The following is a 22,062-nucleotide window of genomic DNA, read 5'->3' on the forward strand; positions in this document are numbered from 1 at the left end:
ATTAAATTAATTGTGGAGCTTCCAATTTTCGAGGCGAATACTTGCCTGCCACATTTGCAATGGCTTTGATATGCTCCGGCGTAGTTCCGCAGCAACCGCCAATGATATTCACTAAATTTTTCTGAAGGTATTCTTCAATCTGACTCGCCATTTCTTCGGGAGATTCATCGTATTCTCCAAAGGCATTCGGCAATCCAGCATTGGGATAGGCGGAAACGCCTGCCGAAGTTCTGTTAGCTAAAACTTCTAAATGTGGCGTGAGTTGTTTGGCACCTAACGCACAATTAAAACCTACGCTTAACAACGGAATATGCGAGACAGAGATTAGAAAAGCCTCGGCGGTTTGTCCTGATAAAGTTCTTCCAGAAGCATCGGTGATCGTACCGCTTAACATTACCGGAATATCGATTTGTTGTTCTTCTTTTATTTCTTCAATGGCAAAAAGAGCAGCTTTGGCGTTAAGCGTATCAAAAACAGTCTCAACCAATAAAATATCGACACCTCCTTTGAGTAAAGCTAGCGCTTGTTGTTTGTAAGCCATGCGTAATTCATCAAAACAAATCGCACGAAAACCGGGATTATTTACATCTGGAGATATGCTAGCGGTCTTATTGGTTGGCCCCATCGCACCGGCAACAAAACGTGGTTTTTCAGTATTCTCCAAGGTGATTTTTTGAGCGACTTCTTTGGCAATTCTGGCAGACTCATAATTGAGCTCATCGACCAAATGTTCCATTTTATAATCGGCCATCGCAATGGTAGTTCCCGAAAATGTATTGGTTTCTACAATATCTGCTCCGGCTTCAAAATACTTTTGATGTACTTCTGCTATCGCTTTGGGTTGAGTTAACGATAAGAGATCGTTATTCCCTTTAACGGGAATCTCCCAATTTTTAAAACGTTCTCCCTGAAAATCTTCTTCAGAAAATTGATAGCGCTGTAGCATCGTGCCCATTGCACCATCGAGAACCAATATTTTTTGTATTAATAATTCCTTTAATTTACTCATAGCATTTATATATAATAGCTATCAGAAAAAGGAACAGAAGGAAAGTAATTCTGTATGGGTTATCTATCTGCTTTTGCAGTAGAATGTAGCACCTTCTCACTCTATTTTCACAGAAAAAGGGTTGCTAAGGCTTCTTTGGGTCTAGTCCCTCTGCCTTTCTTGATAACTTATTTCAATTTAAATATGAACTTGTGCCTATAAAATAAGCCTTTACTATTGATTTGTAACTAATCGTGTTTAAACCTGATTACCATTTAAAAAAACTTCGTAATTAATTTCAGCCGTTTTCTCTAGCATTTTTGCTACCGAACAATACTTCTCTAACGATAGATCTACTGCACGGCGTGCTTTATTTTCTGGCAAATCTCCCTCCAACTTAATTTTTAAATCTATTTTTTCAAATACTTTTGGCACAGCTTCTGGGTTGCGATAACCTTCAACCTCCATCTCTAGATGCGTTAATTCTAAGTGTTGTTTTTTTAAAATATGAACAATATCAATTCCGCTGCAACCAGCAATACCACGCAATAACAAATCCATAGGACTAGAGCCTTGAGGATTTTCAACCGATTTATTATCTAAATGAATCTCATCACCACGCTCGTTAGTGGTCACAAAATGAAAATCGTTATTGAGTCGTTTTAAATGCACTTTCATAGCTTGTTTTTTTTCAAAGATAACGATTCAAATTCTTTCTGCTAATTTTACGACATCACTCACCAAACCTCTGGCAGTTACTTTAGCTCCTGCTCCAGCGCCTTGAATGACCAAGGGTTGATTTCCGTATGATTCGGTATAAATTTCAAATAGAGCGTCTGCCCCTTGTAAAGCGCCTAATGGATTTTGTTTTTGTTCGCTAACAAGTTTTACTTCTAAAACTTCTTGCTCTACATCAAACTCGCCAATGTAACGCAAGACTTCATTCTCGTTCAGTTTTGCTTTCAACGATTCAAATTCTTCATCTAAATCGGTAATTTTTTCTTGAAACGTCGTTACTGAAGTAGTTGCTGTTAAATGAAAAGGAACTAAACTCTTTACTTTTACATCTTCTAAATTGTAAGAAAATTGAAGTTCTCTTGCTAAAATGAGTAATTTTCTTGCCACATCTGTTCCTGAAAGGTCGGTACGAGGATCAGGTTCTGTAAAGCCTTTTTCTTTTGCTAAGGTCAATACTTTACTAAAAGATTTATCTTCTTCTGAAAATGTATTAAAAATATAACTCAGTGATCCTGAAAACACACCTCTTATCTTAGTGATTTTTTCTGCGGAATTGTATAAACTTTTAAGCGTTTCTATCACAGGAAGTCCGGCGCCTACATTCGTTTCATATAAAAAATGCGTATTGTTTTCTTTTAAAACTTCTTTAAAATAGGCATATTCTTCATAAGCTAAGGTATTAGCTACTTTATTAGCAGCAATAATATGAAAACCATTTTCTACTAAAAAAGTGTAATTAGCAACCAATTGTTTAGATGCCGTAGCATCGATAACCACTACGTTTTTCCATTTTTTTGATTGTACAAATTGAACAATATCTTCTAACCGATAAGGAAGACTGAAGTCTTTAAAATTTGCTTTCCAGCTTTGATCTACGCCTTCGTCTTTAAAAAATGCAGTCGTAGAATTTACAATTACTGGAATTTCTACTGCTAAATTTTGTTGCTTAAAAATTTCTTTGGCTTCTAGAATTTGATTAATAAACGTACTGCCTACGTTACCTATGCCAAACAAGATGAGCTGTACTTTTTTCATTTTTGTTTTTTATTTTTTGAAAAATGGGTTGTAATAAATTTGAAAGTTGTTGATGTTCGATTAGAAAAGCATCGTGCCCGTGAATAGATTTAATTTCTTTGATACTTACTTGAGGATGATGCTTACTTAAACTCACATAAGTATTCCAGTTATCTTCTGCTAGAAAAAACTGATCTGAATTGATAGTAATGATGTGAATATGTGCTTTAATATTTTTTGCTACACTTAACCAATCATCACTTCCATTAGAAATATCAATGGTACTTAACAGGTGATTCATTAACCGGTAAGCCGGAAGTTTATAGCGATTTCTTAAAGCTCTCCCGTGAAAATCTAACCAGTCTTGAACTTTAAATTTTCCTTTCTTTTTCTCTCTGTTGAATTTTTGGTTTAATGATGCTGGTGTACGATAAAAGCTCATCGCATGTTGACGCGCATCTTCAATTGGTGCTGAAGAATTACTAAGAATAGTTTCTTGAATACTACAGTTGGCCAATACCCAATCACTTGCCGTATGGTGTGTTGCTATAGGAATAATATTTTCCGCTAGATGGGGATTATTTACTGCCATATGCCAAGTAATAGCTCCACCAATAGAACAACCTATATTGGCAAATAATTTTTTTATTCCTAATGAATAAACCCCTTCAATAAATAGATTTGAAATATCATTGATCGTGAAATCTTTATAATTAAAAATTAAATCTTCTAGGTCTGCGCCGTATCCATTTCCAGGAACATTAAATGCCAAAACTGTGAATGTATTTAAATCAATAATTTTACCGTTTCCTACAATTTGTCTGAACCATCCATTTTCACCTACCAAAGTTGAATTTCCTGTTAGCGCATGATTCACCATAACAACTGGCGCTTCACCTAAAGGCAAACCAAAAAGTTGGTAAGACAACTCTATATCGCGGATAAATCCTTTTTCAGATTCGAATTTTTCAATGCTTATGTACCTTAAACTACTCATCGCTTATTGTAAAACAGATTGATGTGCTTTAACTAAAGCTGCTTTTAAATCACTTTTTAAATCTTCTAGATCTTCTAAGCCTACACTCAAACGAATTAAATCTTGTGTTACTCCCGTTGCTAATTGCTGTTCTTCGTTTAATTGTTGGTGCGTGGTACTTGCTGGATGAATAATGAGTGATTTGCTATCGCCAATATTGGCTAAAAGTGAAAATAATTTGGTATTACTCACAATACTTTTAGCTGCTTCAAAACCTCCTTTTACACCAAAAGTTAGAAGTCCGCTTTTTCCCTTGGGTAAATATTTTTCAGCTAAATTGAAATAATCACTCGTCGCTAAACCGGGATAATTCACCCATGCTACTTCTTCTTGTTGCTGAAGCCACTCCGCAAGGTGAAGTGCATTTTGAGAATGTTGTTTAATTCTTATCTCTAATGTTTCTAGACCCTGAATAATTTGAAAAGCGTTAAAAGGACTCAACGCCGCGCCGTGATCTCGTAAGCCTTCTACTCTTACTTTTGCAATAAAAGCTGCCTCACCAAGTGCCTCGTGATAAATCAATCCATGATAACCAGGAGAAGGTTCTGTAAATTCAGGAAATTTTCCGTTCGCCCAATTAAAGTTTCCTGCGTCGATGATGGCTCCGCCTAAGGCCGTTCCATTACCGTTAATATATTTGGTAAGTGAATGAATAACGATATCTGCTCCGTAAGCAATAGGATTTAAAAGACTTGGGGTGGCGACCGTATTATCTACAATAAATGGAACTTTTGCTTTTTTAGCTTCCGTAGCAATGGCCGCTAGATCTAACACATCAAGTTTAGGATTTCCTAAAGATTCTACAAAAATGGCTCTTGTATTCTCTTGAATAGCTTTTCCGAAATTTTCAGGTATTGAGGGGTCTACAAAAGTAGTTTTAATTCCGAATCGCGGAAGAGTAACATGAAGTAGATTATAGGTGCCACCATATAGACTATTGGAGGCTACAATATGATCTCCTGCTTTTAACAAGGTAAGTAAAGTGGTATTAATAGCAGCGGTTCCTGAGGCAGTTACCACAGCACCAATACCGCCTTCAACTGCAGCTAAGCGTTGTTCTAAAATATCGTTCGTAGGATTGTTTAAGCGTGTATAAATAAATCCTGGTTTTGCTAAACTAAACACATCGGCTGCGTGTTGAGCATCTTCAAACACATAAGAAGTGGTTTGATACAAAGGCACCGCTCGGGTTCCTTTATTAGCAGTAACATCGTGACCTGCGTGCAAAGCATTTGTGGCATTTTTTAGTGTACTCATGTTTTTAGTTTTAATGATTAAACAATTGAAAATTTAATTTTTAGAAATAAAAAAAGTCCCTTTGGATCATTATCACCAAAGGGACTTTAAGTTTGAAAACAATTCGCTTAAATCACAATTTAGGGCAATAACGAGGTGGATGCTGCATCATGCGACACATCATCATTGGCATAGCCATCATCATTACGTTAGTTACCAAATTGAAATTCATAATTAATTATTTTTCTTTTTCATAGCACCTGCAAAAACAGGATTTTAATTAAAAATAAGATATAAAAAAAGCCGCTGTGTTTACAGCGGCTCTATGATATATTTTATAAAAAAAATTTATGCAATAGAACACGCTGTGAGCTTGCGCCACATCATCATATTCATTTTACACATTAAATTTTTCATGGTGTCTTGTTTTCTGATTACAAAGATAATGGCAGAAATTTTTAATATGCAAATAAATTTCCATTTTTTTTTGCATTGAGAATTGAGTGATTTCTCTGACCTCTTTAAAATTAAAGCTTTGAATGAAATTTTAAAAGTGAGAAGTGAAAGCCTTTCCTGATTTAAAAACGAAGGAAACGCCACAATTAAAAATTATCAACTTATCCTCTAAAAATTAAAATGTCGTTAAAATAGTATTAGATTTATGCCTTTTTTATACCTTTGTCGCAAAATTACAGGGAAAAATTTGACTGATTGCAACCCTTAAAATGCTAAAGCAGTAATCTACTCCTTTAGTTTGGGCAACAAACAATTAGACTTTCTCTACAAATTGTAAAAAAGATGGCTTATTTATTCACTTCAGAAAGTGTTTCTGAAGGACACCCAGATAAAATCGCAGATCAGATTAGCGATACTTTATTAGATAATTTTCTAGCTTTTGATGAACAGTCAAAAGTAGCTTGCGAAACATTAGTCACCACAGGACAAGTAGTTTTGGCTGGTGAAGTAAGATCTAATACCTATTTAGACGTACAGCAAATTGCACGTGATGTGATTAATGATATTGGCTACACCAAAGGTGCCTACCAATTTAGTGGAGATTCTTGTGGCGTAATTTCTTTAATCCATGAACAATCACCAGATATTAATCAAGGTGTAGATCGTGAAAGCAAAGAAGAGCAAGGTGCTGGTGACCAAGGGATGATGTTTGGTTATGCAACCTCTGAAACGGAAAATCATATGCCTTTAGCTTTGGATATCGCTCACAAAATGATGATCGAGTTAGCCAAGCTAAGACGTGAAAACAAAGAGCTTACTTATTTAAGACCTGATGCTAAAAGTCAGGTAACTATAGAATATAGCGACGATAATATTCCACAACGAATTGTAGCAGTTGTGCTCTCTACCCAGCATGATCAGTTTATGGAGCATGATGAAAAAATGCTTCAGCAAATAAAAGAAGATATCATCAAGATTTTAATGCCGCGCGTCATTGAGCAATTACCAGATTATGTTCAAAAATTATTTAATGACGATATCACCTATCATATTAACCCGACTGGTAAATTTGTAATTGGCGGACCTCACGGTGATGCTGGACTTACAGGAAGAAAAATTATTGTAGATACTTATGGAGGTAAAGGTGCGCATGGTGGTGGTGCTTTTTCAGGGAAAGATCCTAGTAAAGTAGACCGCTCTGCAGCTTATGCTGCTAGACATATTGCTAAAAATTTAGTAGCCGCTGGAGTTGCAGATGAAGTCTTGATTCAAGTTTCTTACGCTATTGGCGTGGCAGAACCAACCTCTATTTCTATAGATACGTACGGAACTGCTAAAGTAGAACTTTCTAATGGTGAAATTGCTAACAAAGTAAAAGAAGTATTTGATCTACGCCCAGCAGCCATTGAAGAGCGCTTAAAATTAAGAAATCCTATTTACCGAGAAACTGCCGCTTATGGACATATGGGAAAAGAACCAACAACAATTACCAAAGTATTTGAAAGCCCTTATTCTGGTAAAATCACGAAAGAAGTAGAATTATTTACTTGGGAAAAATTAGACTATGTTGATAAAGTTAAAAATGCATTTAACTTGTAAGAACAGCAGCATTTAAACGATTAGACCTTGAATTTAAACTAAATTCAAGGTCTAATTTTTCTTTTTACACTTACTTTTATACGACAAATAAACCTATTTAAATTAAAGTATTATGAGCGAAAGTTCTTCTTTTACAAGATTTCCAATTATATCTTATCAAGATGCTTCGGAAGAAGTTAGAGCTATCTATGATGATACCATGAAAACACTTCAGATCCCTTTTGGTTTAAATTGGTTTAAATTGGTTTAAATGCCAAGGTAGTAATGCAAATTTACTACGAGGAAATTGAGCAAAATTAAAGTCTACCTCGATGATTGGTGATGTTCCTAACGTTTTAAAACAACTCATCATTTATAACGTTTCTAAAAAAAGAAATTGTAGTTATTGCGCTACTGCTCATGGCATTTTTGCAGATAGTATGAGTGCAATGATTAATGAACGTGAAGATTTTAAAGTTACCGAAAACCTTGACTCTCCTGAGATTCCTGAAAGTTACAAAGTTGCTATAGAAGTAGTCACACAGGCAGCTCTGGATCATCAAAATATTAGCGATAAGGATTTCAAAAAACTTAAAGAAGTTGGTTCTGATTTAGATGAGATACAAGAACTAATGGCCCAAGCAGATTTAGTAAATATGCTAAATACAATAGCCGATGTTTCAGGAATAAAAATTGATAATGAGCTGTTAGAAGCAACTGCTTAATGTAATCTTGAATATCTATTGAATGTAACTGAAAATAAATATAGAATCACATACGAAGCATTTTCTAAATTTTCCGCAAAATTAATAAAGCAAATAGCACCCAAGAATTAGCTATTATTCTTCAGAAAAATTTAAAGTATTTATTCAATTTTAGGTTTTTTAGGATTCTCATTGAAGAAGATAAAGAATTACTCTCCATCAATATAATTTCAAATTCAATAATCCCCTATAAAAATTCAGAGCTGTGAGTTATTAGGTTATGAAAATGATCTTATACCTAATAATATACCTATACGCTACAAAACAGACGGAGAAAGTACCAAAATCATAACGAAAAAGAAGTTGCCTGGAGATTTATGGGGGTTGGTTTTATAGTTACGAAAATTTAAAATTGTGTGTTTCATTAATTTCTGCCACTGAAAAGCCTTTTGACACCAGAGATATTGAAGTCCTCAATCTACTTATAGATAATTTTATCACTAAATATAAGCAACTAACATTAAAAGATCGGTTGAATCTTCAAAATGAAAACTTTCTGACTGCCTTTAACGTAATTAATCGTCAAAAAGAGCAAATTTCTAATATTGTTGATCAACAAAAAGAAGTTATAGAAGATAGAACAAAGGAATTAAAACAAAAATAAAGAGTTAGCAGAAATATCTCGCTTAAATGCACATAGTGTAAGAGAACCGCTTTCACGAATTTTAGGATTAATAGAGATTTCAGAGTATTTTAGTGCTGATGAATTTAAATCTGAGATTTTGAATAAGCTAAAATCTTCCTCTGTAAATCTAGATATAGCTCTACAAGATGTAATAAAAAGAAGTTCTAAAGCGATAGAAAGCTTATCTAGTAAAATACTTGGCGACAAATAAAATGCAAGATAAATTGAAAATTTATTTAGTTGACGATCAAAATATCGCCAACTTTATCACTAAAAAAGTGATTGAAAATACAGGGATTGAATGTGAAATAGTTGCATTTGAAGAACCTAAACAAGCCCTAGAAGCCTTAGAAGAAGAAACTCCACACTATATTTTTCTAGATCTCAATATGCCTCTTATCGATGGCTGGGAGTTTTTAGAAAGTATGGATGATAAGTTGAGTAGTAAAGTTATCATTTTAACTTCAAGTGTAGATCCTGCAGATATTGAAAGAGCAAAAAATTATCCGCAGGTAATTAGTTACCAAACTAAACCCCCTAAAAAGAAAGCTATACAAGATTTATTTTTATAGTTTACAATATTTTAAAAGTTACAAATCTCTACTTCTAAAAGGGGGATAATCATATATATAATTGTTATAATAATAAACCAATTAAAACTTTATATAATGAACAAGACTTTACTAAGAATTTTAATTATCTTTTGTCTTACAATTGCTAGTTGTAGCGATGATAATGATTTTACTTCTACACCAAAAAATCCAGAAGTTATTGACCCTATAGACGGTGAACCTACAACCATAGACCTATCTAGTAATTTTGGCGCAGAAGTTTCTAAAAACTTTATTGGTCAAATTATAGACACCCAAAGAAACCCCATCGAGGGTGCAGAAATTACTATTGGAGAAGAAAGCGTTACCACCGACACTCGTGGTATTTTTATATTGAAAAACGCTCCTGTTTTCGAAAAATTTGCCTATATAAAAGTTACCAAAACAGGTTATGTAAATGGTTCTAGAGCTGTAGTTCCTACCCAAGGCACCAACCATATTGAAGTGATGCTTTTAGAAAAAAATATCACAGCTACTATTCAAAGTGGTAATGCTGCTGTCGTGAATACTGACGATGGTGCTAAAGTAGAATTTGAAGGAGCTTATACCAATGCACAAACTGAAGAAAATTATACTGGTGCTGTAAAAGTAAGTATGCATCACTTAAACCCTTCAGATGAAAACATGCGTTCTCAAATGCCAGGAATGCTGTACGCTGCTAATAGTCAAAACGAAGAACGTATGCTCCAAACTTTTGGAATGTTAGCCGTAGAATTAGAAGGAGAAAACGGAGAAAAACTTAACCTTACTGAAGGCTCTACAGCAACTATACATATGCCATTAGATGCTGAACTTATAGCCACCGCGCCAACCACTATCCCATTATGGCATTTTGATGAACAAAAAGGTTATTGGATTGAAGATGGTGAGGCTACTCTACAAGGCAATGAATATGTAGGAACAGTTTCCCACTTTTCTTTTTGGAATTGTGATATCCCTGCAGAAGCTGTAAATTATTGCTTAACTCTTGAAAATGAAGATGGAGAAATTTTAGCAAATACTACAGTAAGTATTACCAGTGCTACTTACGGAACCACGTATGGTCAAACAAACGAAGAAGGAGAAGTTTGTGGTCTAGTCCCTATGGGAGAGGATTTAACTCTTGATATTTACTCTGGTAACTATTATTCTGTTTGTAATGATATTTTCTTTTCTACAGAAATTGGATCTTTCTCTCAAGATACCGAAGAGACGCTAAGTGTTGAAGTTCCTAATGAATTAGAAGTTTCTGTAACGGCTACAATCTTAAATTGTGATGCTACTCCTCTTGCAGAAGGCTATGTAACTATCAAGACTGGTACCTACTCTTATAACACAATCTATATAGAAAACGGAGAACTTGCAACTACTTTCTTACTTTGCAACGAAAACTATACCATAGAGTTAGAAGCTATCAATATGAATAGTTTAGCATCTTCTGGAGAATTAGAATATACACTTGCTGAAGGAAACAATAATTTAGGGATAATTACTGCTTGTGAAAATGAAATAGAAGAATTCATACAATATTCTATAGATGACGGTGAAACGGATAATGTATTAATTTTAGAAGAAATTGATGCTGTTTTTGATCCAAATGCACAAGTACCTAATAAAAATCTTGAAATTAGTACACCTTACAATAACCAATGTTTTTGGCTAAGAGGAAATCTAACCTCTCCCTTTATTGGAGAATATACAACAGTTGACAACTATTCAGAACCAGGTTTTATATTTATAGAAGAATGCCCTATTTATGAAGGAGATGTTGTATTCAATGTTACAAATATTGGTGAAATAGGTGAATATATAGATATTAATTTTAGTGGAGATTATTTAGATTGGAATGAAGATACTCACAGCATTACAGGTACCATACACGTTCTAAGAGACGAATAAAACTTAATTTTTAATTCTATAAAACCTCATCATAAAATTTGATGAGGTTTTTTTATACACTTCAAAATAAATTATTTTATTTGCAAAAAATTTCAGCAATGAACGATTTATTCGGTTTTGGTTTATTGGTATTTACCTCATTCTTCACCTTGATTAACCCTATTGGCACCATGCCAATTTTTATGACGATGACGTCTGAGCTAGATAAAGAACATCGTAATGCTACCGCACGTAAAGCTACCATTGCTGCCTTTATCACCATTGTTGCATTTGCCTTCTCTGGACAGGTGCTATTTAAGTTTTTTGGGATTTCTGTAAATAGCTTTCGTTTAGTAGGTGGAGTTATTTTCTTCCAAATGGGTATGGATATGCTGCAAGCTCGTCTTGCTAGTGTAAAAGTGAGAACTAAAGCTGCAAAAAAATCTTACATCGAAGATATCTCGATTACTCCACTAGCAATCCCAATGATTTCGGGGCCAGGATCAATTACTAATGCTATTATTATGATGGAAGATGCTGAAACCGTACAAGCAAAAGCTGTCTTAATTGGCGCAATCTTTTTAGTATTATTTATTACCTACCTTATTTTATTAAGTTCATCTAAAATTTTAAAAATTTTAGGGAATACTGGTAAAAATGTATTGATGCGCTTAATGGGATTAATTGTTATGGTGATCGCTGCAGAATTTTTCTTTAGCGGTTTAAAACCTATTGTTCAAGATATGCTGAATATCAATTAAGCAAAGTAGAAATTAAGTAAGCTAAGTTAAATTTCCACTAATTAATATTGAATAATTATAAAATTCAAAATAAGCTGGGCGTAACCCTAGCGGGTCGGGCTTTACGTTATATCTTTTTTGCTTATCATTTGTAGTGAATAATCGCAAAAAAGGATGCCACTCCCATCCCTTGCGCAAAAACTTTATTGAAAGCTAATTAGAATTACTTCTTATGCAATTTTAGCTGAATTCTTTTTCGAGCAGCGTCTACTTCTAGCACTTTTACAATAACCTGCTGATGCAAACTCACGTGTGCATTTACATCACTTACAAATTCGTCGGCAAGGTTAGAGACATGTATAAGTCCGCTTTCTTTAATTCCTACATCTACAAAGCAGCCAAAATTGGTAATGTTATTTACTATTCCGGGCAATAACTGACCTTCACGTAAATCGCCAATCGTTTTAATATCTTGATTAAACGTAAACACCTTTGCTTTCTTTCGAATATCTAATCCTGGTTTTTCTAGTTCAGCAATAATATCTTTTAAGGTAGGTAAACCTACTTCTTCTGAAACATAGCGTGCTAATTTAATTTTCTGTAGCAACTCTTTATTCCCAATTAGCTCCTTGATGGTTTTCTCTTCATCTTTTGCTATTTTTTCTACCAGCGCATAACGTTCGGGATGTACTGCTGAATTATCTAAGGGATTTTCTGCATTTCTAATTCTTAAAAAACCAGCACTCTGCACAAAAGCTTTTCCTCCTAAACGCTTTACTTTTTTAATTTCATTTCTACTATGGAAAGCTCCGTTTTCATTTCGGTATTCAATAATATTTTCGGCTAACTTCTCTCCTATTCCAGAAACATAACTCAACAACGACTTACTAGCGGTATTTATATTCACCCCAACCGCATTCACACAAGATTCTACCACACGATCTAAGGTTTGCTTTAATTTTGTTTGATCTACATCGTGTTGATATTGCCCTACTCCAATAGCTTTCGCATCTATTTTTACCAGTTCTGCTAACGGGTCTTGCAGACGTCTACCAATAGAGACAGAGCCTCGCACTGTAGCATCGTAAGTAGGAAATTCTTCTCGTGCCACTGCAGATGCAGAATATACAGAAGCTCCAGCTTCACTCACGACAAAAACTTGTAACTCATTTCTAAACCTAATCTTTTTCACCAAAGCCTCTGTTTCTCGTGAAGCGGTTCCGTTACCTATCGCAATGGCATCAATTTTATAAGCTTCGGTGAGTGTACTTATTTTTTTGAGGGCTGTTTTTTGATCTTTTTGCGGCGGATGCGGAAATATGGTTTCATTATGCAAAAGCATTCCGTTTTCATCTAAACAAACCAACTTACAACCCGTTCTAAAACCAGGGTCTATTGCCAATACGCGTTTTTCTCCTAAGGGAGCGCCAAGTAAAAGTTGCTTTAGGTTATTGGCAAAAACTGCAATAGCAGATTCGTCGGCTTTTTCTTTTGCTTGCTGAAGCGCTTCATTACCCAGAGAAGGTTTTAATAATCGCTTATAACTATCGGCGATCGCCAATTCTATCTGTAAAGCGACATCTCCTGAAGATTTAATGAGTTTGCGTTGCATTTGCTGAAAAATTCGCTCTTCATCACCCTCTAATTTCACCCGAATAAAACCTTCTTTTTCGGCTCTTTGAATCGCTAAAAAGCGATGCGATGGAATACGCTTTAAAGATTCTGACCAATCAAAATAATCTTTAAATTTCTGTGCTTTTTCCTCCTTCATTTTCGTTTTTACAGCTTTTGCCGTAATCTGTATAAAATTACCAAACTGGTGACGAATATAATCTCGTATATCGGTACGCTCAGCAATCCATTCGGCTATAATTAAACGCGCGCCAACTAAAGCTTCCGAAGCATTTTTAACTTCAGCATTGATATAATTACGAGCAATAGGTTCTAGTTGACTAGAATTTTGAGCCATGATAATTTTAGCCAATGGCTCTAAACCTTGCTCTCTGGCTTTGTCTGCTTTGGTTTTCCGCTTTTTCTTATAAGGTAGGTATAGATCTTCTAGTTCGGTAAGCGATAAGCTTTCTTCTAGTTTAGATTTTAAGGCTGAAGTTAATGCACCTTGTTCTTCTATGCTATTTAAAATTGAAATCTTCCGCTTTTCTAAATCTTCATAAAAAGTTTTTGCTTTTAAGATGTTTTCAATTTGTATTTCATCTAAATTACCAGTCATTTCTTTACGATACCTCGCGATAAAAGGAATCGTACAATCTTCTTCTAGTAATTGCAACGTATGCTGAATAGAAGTATGTGGTAAATTTAATTGATTTTTCAGATAAGATAAAACTTGCATTCGTGTGTATTTATAGTCGCTTGTAAAAATACAATTTTAAGCATTTTACTTGATAAACGATGTGTTTAATCTATCGTGATACTTGACTATTTTTAATACTTAATGCGGAATACCATAGATTAGCATCACCCTAAACTTGATTTAGGTGCTCATCGTGTAAATTTTATCTTTCATTGGGTTATAAGATTCCAGATCAAATTTGGAATGACCAAAATACCAATGACCGAAAATTACGGTATTAGTCATAAAATTAATTCAATAAAATGCTTTAGTAAAGAAGACTAGCACTATTCAATTATTTTAGAATTTAATTCTTGTTTTTCAGCTATCTTTGCGGCATTATGAGTCAACTGATACAAATTACTATACTCCCAGAGCAGCAAGAAGATAAAGACTTCATTCTTAAAAGAGGACTGGAAAAAGCAATGCTGAAGCCCAACGATATTTCTGATTGGCGCATTAGAAAACGATCGATAGATGCACGCCAAAAGAAAATTAAGCTCAACTTGCAATTAGAGTTTTGGGACAAGGGAGAAACTAGAAGTAAGATTCCTCCTTTTATACCGCAACATGTTCACGAGGCTAAAGAAATTGGAATTATTGGTGCAGGGCCAGCAGGTTTATATGCTGCACTTAGAGCTATTGAAGCTGGCTTAAAACCTATCGTCTTTGAACGTGGTAAAGATGTACGCTCTCGACGTAGAGACTTAGCGAAAATAAATAAAGAACAAATCGTTAATCCAGAATCTAATTATTGTTTTGGCGAAGGTGGCGCGGGCACGTATTCTGACGGAAAATTGTACACCCGATCTAAAAAACGAGGCAATGTATTAAAAGCGATGGAATGGTTCGTACACTTTGGCGCAGACCCAGATATTTTAGTAGATGCACACCCGCATATTGGCACTAATAAGCTTCCGAAGATTATTACTGCCATGCGAGAGGCGATTATAGAGTTTGGAGGAGAAGTTCATTTTGAAAGTAAACTTACCGATATTTGTGTTGAACATAATGAAATTAAAGGCATTCAAATTAACGAAGCCCAATGGTTTAATTTTTCTGAAGTAGTACTCGCTACAGGACATTCGGCAAGGGATATTTTTTACTTATTACACGAAAAAGAAATAAAAATTGAAGCGAAACCTTTTGCCTTAGGCGTTCGGGCAGAACATCCTCAACAGCTAATTAACCAAATACAATATCACGGAGACGATGAAAACCCATTCTTACCCCCAGCTTCTTACAGTTTAGTAGAACAAGTAGATGGATTGGGCGTGTATTCATTTTGTATGTGTCCTGGCGGGATTATAGCTCCGTGTGCTACCCATCATGAAGAAGTGGTAACCAATGGTTGGAGCCCGAGTAAACGTAACAATCCGTACGCAAACTCTGGTATTGTGGTGAGCGTTGCGCCAGAAGATTTACCCAATTTTAAAGAAAACGATCCTTTTGTTTGTTTAGATTTTCAACAAGAAGTCGAAAAAAGTTGTTGGGAAGCAGCCGGTAAAACTCAGCAAATTCCCGCACAACGAATGATTGATTTTGTGGAAGGAAGAGTCTCTACAGATTTTCCTAAAACATCTTATCAGCCTGGCATCGTTGCTAAAGATTTAAATGAAATTTTACCGCCGCTTATTGCTAAACGCTTAAAAAAAGCATTTAAAGCATTCGGTAGAAAAATGAAAGGCTATTATACCAACGAAGCTGTTTTACATGCTCCTGAAAGCAGAACTTCTTCTCCTATTTTAATTCCTAGAGATCCAACTACGCTAGAACATGTGCAAGTAAAAGGTTTTTATCCGTGCGGAGAAGGTGCCGGTTATGCGGGCGGTATTATTTCAGCGGCTATTGATGGAATTAATTGTGTCGATAAGATTTTTGAGAATATTCAGCAATAATATTGAAGTAAAAAACAAAAATACTTATTCAATATAGTTATTTTTTACATACAGTACAGTTGTGTTTTTATTATTAAATTGTGAATTTAATAACTCAACGCAACAAATCTAAATGTATAGATTTGTTATATAACATAAAAGATATTGAAAATTAGTGTTTTATTGATTGACACATGGATAACAAAATGCTATTTCGCTGATTAATAGTAAAAATTACTTAAAAAATTTTATAGAAACTTTATCTATCTCATATAATATAAATAATATTTATTTAATATTTTTTTTATTAAATTCGCAATCATATAATTAAATTTATCTAAATAAACGAAAGGTAATAATAGTAATCTTATATTTTTAACTACAAAAACCTTCATTTAAATTCAATTCTTAAAAAATTTGATGGTAAAGAAGTGAATGAGTTTGGTTAATAGCAGTTAGTTAAATAACACTCATCTTAAAAAATTAAAATAACACAAAAACAGGTATTTATACGCGTTTGTACGAATAAGTATCTTAATAGATTTAACGATTTTTTTAACTAATTAAAACATTAATTTATGGATGAATATTTAGGAGCAATTAAATATTTTGCCTTCAATTTTGCACCTGAAGGGTGGAAACTTTGTGATGGTGAACTATTAAGTATATCAAGGTACACAGCACTCTATGCTTTATTAGGTACTACATATGGCGGAGACGGACAGAATACTTTCGGTCTTCCCGATTTAAGAGGGAGAACCATTGTACATCCGGGTTATGGGCCTGGTTTAGAACCGATAACATGGGGTGAAAAAGATGGAGTGCAAAAGGTTACGTTAACAAATGTTACAATGCCGTATCATGCCCATCTTATTGTTTCAGGAAATGGAGATCAAATGGTTTCTGTAGAAACGGAAACCAAGATTCATGTAGGTACAGGTTCTGTAATAAATGAAACTGATTATGGGTCATATCCTTTTGCGGCAGGAGGTTTTACACCAAACATTTATGCAGAAGCTGCACCGAGTACAGATAGAGTTGGAAGTATTTATTCACAGTCTATTGCAAATGGTACAACCAGAGAAGTAGGAGGGAATATACCGGTAGATATAAAACAGCCTTTTTTAGGTGTATATATGTGTATGTGCGTAGAAGGCATATTTCCACCCAGAAACTAAAAAATAAATTATTATTCAATTTATAGATTAAAAAAATAATTATTTAAACATTTATCTTAAAGTAGTTAATAATTTTTAATGATTAACGAAAACTTAACTACTTTAGCTTAGCTTTTTAATAAGTAATTTCAACTAAAAAATAAAATCATGTTAGAAGACTATATAGGTACTATACAAGCATTCGGCTTTAACTTCCCTCCAAGAGGATGGGCATTTTGCGACGGTCAATTATTAGCAATATCATCAAATACAGCACTTTTTTCACTTATAGGAACTACCTTCGGTGGTGACGGAAGAACCTCTTTCGGACTTCCTGACTTAAGAGGTCGTTCAATGGTACACGTAGGTAACGGTCCGGGACTTAATGTTGTAAATTGGGGAGAAAAAGGCGGAAGAGATTCGGTAACACTAACATCTGCAAACTTACCTGCACACAACCACGCTATAATAAACGGTACAGGGCCGGGAATGGTAAGTGTGCATACGGCTACAGTTGTAAATGTAGGTACAGGTTCTACACTAAACGAACCCGACAATGGTTCATATCCTTTTGCAGCAGGAGGATCAGCCCCTAATATGTATGTAGAGGACAACCCTGATACAGACTATGTTGGAGGTGTAGTGTCAGAAAGTATAATTTCAGGATCAACAGCTTCAGCAGGAGCTAGTTATCCTGTAGATATACGTAATCCTTTTTTAGGGGTTTATGTGAGTATATGTATGTATGGAGTGTTTCCGTCAAGAGGTTAATTAATAAATAAGCAATTTGGTAGGGAAAGGGAAAATGTATGTTTCCCCGTCCTTGTATAAATAAAAAACTGATTTGTTATATATGATATCCAAAACTAAAATAGGTGTTTTATATCCCCAGTCAGCTCAATATAAAACTATTTCTCAGGATTTTATAAAAGGAATTAAATGTAATGACCTTTCTGTAGAATACCACATGGAAAGTATAGGTATAGGCTCTGACGAGAAAATTATTATTGAAAGAATACAAAAGTTGCAATACCAGCACGACGTAAATATAATTATAGGCTTTTTTGGTCATCACAAAATAGAAGATGTTTACCAGTATGTGGCTGATAACGAACTTATACTTATAGCATCTGGCTTAGGCGCAACACTACCATATTCGCAAGCTAAGTATAAGGGAGTTTATATCAACTCATATGCGTTAAATGAATCCTGTTATTTATTAGGTAAATATTTAATAGAAAAAGGATATAGTAATATTGTTAGCTCAACATCCTATTACGATGCCGGCTACGGTTTACTTTCTTCTATAGAAACATCATTACTCGAGAATGATTTAACCTTTTCAGGACACTACATAACCCCATTTATGCCTCGTGAAAACGAAGCAGCCTTTATGGAACAGAGTATAGATAATTACGGCACCGATGCCGTTTTTGCGTTTCATAGCGGGTTGTATGCCAAAGAGCATGCAGCCTTTATTGCACAAACAGAATTACTGCACAAATTCGATTATTATATTATACCTTTTACACTAAACGAAGACATTTTTAAAGGAGAAGACAAAAATATTTATGTTGTAAGTTCTTGGTTGGAACAAGGTACAGAAGAAAAGAACAGCACCTTTGCTGAACAATATAATAAGGAGAATAATAAGTATCCTACAGTATTCACCCTACTGGGGTACGAAAGTGGATTAATTATAAAAGAAGTGCTGCAAAATGAAAAAACAACATCTTATGAAGATGTTGTAAACGAGATTAATAACGTAGAAATATCAGGACCAAGAGGTGTACTGAAATTTGACGAATCGTGTAACCGAACAATTTTTAACCATTATATATATAAACTAGTTGCCTATGATGAAAACAATTTGTCTTTTAAAAAAGTGGAAACCCTTAACAACACCGGGCACTTTATAAAAAAGATTTTATCTACGCCTACTCCCGATAAAATGGGAGGATGGCACAATGCTTATTTATGTCATTAATTTAAATTCAACTTTATGAAACAAAAACTATCTTATTTGTTGTTCTTATTAATAGGTTTGTTTTGGCAAACAAATATAGGGGCACAAACCATGCAGGCTGGAGATATTGCCTTCATAGGCTTAAATATTGACGGTAACGACACTTTCAGTTTCATAGCCCTTACAGATCTCCCGGCGGGGGAGACATTATTTTTTTCAGATGAGGGCTGGGGAAGTGATGATACCTGGGCTGTTGCCGGAGAAGGTCATATATCTTGGACTATACCGGCAGGAGTAACTACCGGTACTATCGTAACGATAGAAAGACTGGGAGTCAACAGCTACTCTGCTAGTTCTGGTGGTACAATAGCAGAAAGCGATACCACCTTTGCTCTCTCTATTGCCGGAGACCAGGTACTGGCGTATCAGTCCGCCGGAAATACAGTACGAGCTGCAAGCCCCACCTTTATTGCGGCTATCCATATGGATTATAACAGTACTAATTATGATACTCAAACACACTGGAGTCAGAGTGTAAGTGGTGGAACATCAGAAAGTACGGTCCCTACAGGACTTACAAATGGCGTTAATGCAGTATCTGTAATTAATAGCTTACCCGAGTATGATAATACAAAATATAATGGTACATTAACAGGTACCGCTGAAGAGGTAAGGACTGCTATAAATAACTCTTCTAACTGGGTGTTTGATAATGATACACCCTATAATATTAGTGCATCAGGTTATCCAACACCAAATATTACTGCCGGATGTACAATGACGGCTACTATAACTTCACAAACTAATATTGCATGTAATGGAGGTGCTACAGGCTCATTAACCGTAACGACGAGTGGCGGGACAGCTAACTATACTTATATATGGACAAGAAATGGTTCAAATTTTGCTGGAACTTTAGGTACAAGTTCTACCACCAATACACTGTCTGGAATTAATGCAGCAACGTACGAAGTAACTGTAACAGACGATAACGGATGTACAGATACAGCAAGTACAGTTATAACAGAACCTGCGTCGGGAATAACTCTTACACAAAACTCACAAACCAATATTGCCTGTAATGGCGGGAATACGGGTGCAGCAAGTGTAAACCCGGCTACCGGCGGTGCCGGCGGTTATACTTATAACTGGACTCCGGGCAATCCGGCTGGTGACGGTACAACTTCTGTAACAGGTCTTTCTGCGGGTACATGGACATGTACTGCAACAGATTCTAACGGATGTTCGAAATCAGTAAGTTTTACTATTACTGAGCCTACAGCACTTTCAGCCAATGGAGTAGCAACGAACGTAAGCTGTAATGGTGGTACCAATGGAACAATTGATTTAACTGTAACCGGAGGTACAGGACCATATACATACTTATGGAGTAACAGCTTTACAACAGAAGACTTATCAGGTCTTGAGGCAGGTACTTATAGTGTAACTGTAACCGATGCCAATGACTGTACAACTACTGAGACAGTAGATGTAGAAGAGCCTGCAATACTTTCAGCAAGTGCAGTTGCAACCAATGTAAGCTGTAATGGTGGTAGCAACGGAGCTGTTGATTTAACAGTAACAGGTGGTAACCCACCATATACGTATGCTTGGAATAATACTGCTATAACTGAAGATTTATCAGGTCTTACAGCAGCAACCTATAGCGTAACAGTAACCGATAGTAAAGGATGTACAGCTACAGAAACAGTAGATGTATTTGAACCAATTATACTTTCAGCAAGTGCAGTTGCAACCAATGTAAGCTGTAATGGTGGTAGCAACGGAGCTGTTGATTTAACAGTAATAGGTGGTAACCCACCATATACGTATGCTTGGAATAATACCGCTACAACTGAGGACTTATCAGGTTTAACAGCAGCAACATACAGTGTAACAGTAACTGATAGCAAAGGATGTACAGCTACAGAAAGTGTAACTGTAAATGGACCATCTCCTATAACAGCAAATGGTGTAGCAACCAATGTAAGCTGTAATGGCGGTAGCAACGGTACGATTGATTTAACAGTATCCGGAGGTACACCACCCTATACTTTTGTATGGAGTAATACAGCAACAACCGAAGACTTAACAGGTCTTGCAGCAGGTACCTATGAAGTAACTGTAACAGACGATAACGGATGTACAGCTACAGAATCAGTAGAAGTAACTGAGCCAGCAGTATTAAGTGCCAGTGCAGTTGCAACCAATATAAGCTGTAATGGTGGTAACAACGGAGCTGTTGATTTAACAGTAACCGGAGGTACAGCACCATATACTTATGCATGGAATAACACTGCTACAACTGAAGACATAACAGGTCTTACAGCAGCAACCTATAGCGTAACAGTAACCGATAGTAAAGGATGTACAGCTACGTCTTCTATAACGATAACTGAACCCGCTATACTTACAGCTTCAGCTATAGCTACCGATGTTTCTTGTAGTGGTACAAGTGATGGTGAAATTGATTTAACCGTCACCGGAGGTACAGCGCCATACACCTTTGATTGGAGTAACACTGCTACAACGGAAGATTTGATGGGAATACCAACAGGAACCTATACGGTAACGATAACTGACGCTAATAATTGTACTGCCACTGCTTCAGCAACCCTCATAAATGGAGATAATATTGCTCCAGTTGCCGATGTAACTAACCTACCTAATATCACCATGGAATGTGAAGTTCTAGCTTCTGATGTTAATATACCTACTGCGACCGATAACTGTGGTGGAACAGTAACCGTAACTAACGATGCGAGTTTCCCTATTTCAACACAGGGGACTACCGTAATCACTTGGACCTATGAAGATGAAAACGGAAATACTTCAACACAAACACAGAATGTAATCATTGATGATGTATCCGCGCCGGTTACCGATCAAGCTACTTTAACTGATGTAACCATGGAATGTGAAGTTCTAGCTTCTGATCTTACTATACCTACTGCTACCGATAATTGTGGTGGAACAGTAACCGTAACTAACGATGCGAGTTTCCCTATTTCAACACAGGGGACTACTGTAATCACTTGGACCTATGAAGATGAAAACGGAAATACTTCA

Annotated in this window: 18 protein-coding genes and 1 riboswitch; of the genes, 12 read left to right on the forward strand and 6 right to left on the reverse strand. The window is 35.5% G+C overall.

Annotated elements, in window-relative coordinates:
* Position 1: 1 nt before the first annotated feature.
* From KW502_RS12790 to KW502_RS12810, 5 genes are all read right to left on the reverse strand, one after another.
* Positions 2-1,009, reverse strand: coding sequence for a homocysteine S-methyltransferase family protein (locus tag KW502_RS12790; RefSeq protein WP_219040947.1), 1,008 nt, complete (start codon positions 1,007-1,009; stop codon positions 2-4).
* A 56-nt stretch (positions 1,010-1,065) separates the two neighbouring features.
* A riboswitch (SAM riboswitch) is annotated at positions 1,066-1,178 on the reverse strand.
* A 68-nt stretch (positions 1,179-1,246) separates the two neighbouring features.
* Complete coding sequence (locus KW502_RS12795) at positions 1,247-1,666, reverse strand: OsmC family protein (protein WP_219040948.1); 420 nt, start codon at positions 1,664-1,666, stop codon at positions 1,247-1,249.
* 27 nt (positions 1,667-1,693) lie between these two features.
* The gene (locus tag KW502_RS12800) at positions 1,694-2,761 is read right to left on the reverse strand and encodes a homoserine dehydrogenase family protein (protein WP_219040949.1); all 1,068 of its coding nucleotides are present in this window, start codon (positions 2,759-2,761) and stop codon (positions 1,694-1,696) included.
* Positions 2,724-3,737 (reverse strand): alpha/beta fold hydrolase, encoded by a 1,014-nt coding sequence (locus KW502_RS12805; RefSeq protein WP_219040950.1) that lies wholly within the window; start codon positions 3,735-3,737, stop codon positions 2,724-2,726. Before KW502_RS12805 ends, KW502_RS12800 begins: the two co-directional genes overlap by 38 nt.
* A 3-nt stretch (positions 3,738-3,740) precedes the next feature.
* On the reverse strand, positions 3,741-5,033 hold the full coding sequence (locus KW502_RS12810) for an O-acetylhomoserine aminocarboxypropyltransferase/cysteine synthase family protein (RefSeq protein WP_219040951.1): 1,293 nt from the start codon (positions 5,031-5,033) through the stop codon (positions 3,741-3,743).
* Positions 5,034-5,810: 777 nt separating this feature from the next.
* Between KW502_RS12810 and metK the strand changes: the two genes are divergently transcribed.
* The 7 genes from metK to KW502_RS12840 all read left to right on the forward strand — a co-directional run bounded on the left by metK (position 5,811) and on the right by KW502_RS12840 (position 11,664).
* Positions 5,811-7,067 carry a methionine adenosyltransferase gene (gene metK, locus KW502_RS12815; RefSeq protein ID WP_219040952.1) on the forward strand — a complete coding sequence of 419 codons (1,257 nt, stop codon included), beginning with the start codon at positions 5,811-5,813 and terminating at the stop codon, positions 7,065-7,067.
* A gap of 112 nt (positions 7,068-7,179) precedes the next feature.
* Complete coding sequence (locus tag KW502_RS15445) at positions 7,180-7,317, forward strand: hypothetical protein (RefSeq protein WP_255554240.1); 138 nt, start codon at positions 7,180-7,182, stop codon at positions 7,315-7,317.
* A gap of 61 nt (positions 7,318-7,378) precedes the next feature.
* The gene (locus KW502_RS12820; RefSeq protein ID WP_255554241.1) at positions 7,379-7,771 is read left to right on the forward strand and encodes a carboxymuconolactone decarboxylase family protein; all 393 of its coding nucleotides are present in this window, start codon (positions 7,379-7,381) and stop codon (positions 7,769-7,771) included.
* A 391-nt stretch (positions 7,772-8,162) separates the two neighbouring features.
* A complete protein-coding gene (locus KW502_RS12825) occupies positions 8,163-8,414 on the forward strand; it encodes a hypothetical protein (RefSeq protein WP_219040953.1) in 252 nt (83 codons plus the stop codon).
* A 233-nt stretch (positions 8,415-8,647) separates the two neighbouring features.
* Positions 8,648-9,007: a response regulator gene (locus KW502_RS12830; RefSeq protein WP_219040954.1), complete on the forward strand. Its 360-nt coding sequence runs from the start codon at positions 8,648-8,650 to the stop codon at positions 9,005-9,007.
* 96 nt (positions 9,008-9,103) lie between these two features.
* Positions 9,104-10,924: a hypothetical protein gene (locus KW502_RS12835; protein WP_219040955.1), complete on the forward strand. Its 1,821-nt coding sequence runs from the start codon at positions 9,104-9,106 to the stop codon at positions 10,922-10,924.
* A gap of 98 nt (positions 10,925-11,022) precedes the next feature.
* Positions 11,023-11,664: a MarC family protein gene (locus KW502_RS12840; protein ID WP_219040956.1), complete on the forward strand. Its 642-nt coding sequence runs from the start codon at positions 11,023-11,025 to the stop codon at positions 11,662-11,664.
* 202 nt (positions 11,665-11,866) lie between these two features.
* Here the strand turns inward: KW502_RS12840 and KW502_RS12845 are convergent, their stop codons facing one another.
* Positions 11,867-13,993 (reverse strand): Tex family protein, encoded by a 2,127-nt coding sequence (locus KW502_RS12845; RefSeq protein ID WP_219040957.1) that lies wholly within the window; start codon positions 13,991-13,993, stop codon positions 11,867-11,869.
* A 341-nt stretch (positions 13,994-14,334) separates the two neighbouring features.
* Between KW502_RS12845 and KW502_RS12850 the strand changes: the two genes are divergently transcribed.
* The 5 genes from KW502_RS12850 to KW502_RS12870 all read left to right on the forward strand — a co-directional run.
* Positions 14,335-15,891, forward strand: coding sequence for an NAD(P)/FAD-dependent oxidoreductase (locus KW502_RS12850; RefSeq protein ID WP_219040958.1), 1,557 nt, complete (start codon positions 14,335-14,337; stop codon positions 15,889-15,891).
* 557 nt (positions 15,892-16,448) lie between these two features.
* Positions 16,449-17,048 carry a phage tail protein gene (locus tag KW502_RS12855; protein ID WP_219040959.1) on the forward strand — a complete coding sequence of 200 codons (600 nt, stop codon included), beginning with the start codon at positions 16,449-16,451 and terminating at the stop codon, positions 17,046-17,048.
* A gap of 147 nt (positions 17,049-17,195) precedes the next feature.
* Positions 17,196-17,798 carry a phage tail protein gene (locus KW502_RS12860; protein ID WP_219040960.1) on the forward strand — a complete coding sequence of 201 codons (603 nt, stop codon included), beginning with the start codon at positions 17,196-17,198 and terminating at the stop codon, positions 17,796-17,798.
* A gap of 82 nt (positions 17,799-17,880) precedes the next feature.
* Complete coding sequence (locus KW502_RS12865) at positions 17,881-19,014, forward strand: ABC transporter substrate-binding protein (RefSeq protein WP_219040961.1); 1,134 nt, start codon at positions 17,881-17,883, stop codon at positions 19,012-19,014.
* A 15-nt stretch (positions 19,015-19,029) separates the two neighbouring features.
* Positions 19,030-22,062 (forward strand): beta strand repeat-containing protein (locus KW502_RS12870; protein WP_219040962.1); only part of this gene is annotated, 3,033 nt, incomplete at its 3' end.

Origin of the sequence: Mesonia aestuariivivens (assembly GCF_019311235.1) — a bacterium.
GTDB classification, from domain to species: domain Bacteria; phylum Bacteroidota; class Bacteroidia; order Flavobacteriales; family Flavobacteriaceae; genus Mesonia; species Mesonia aestuariivivens.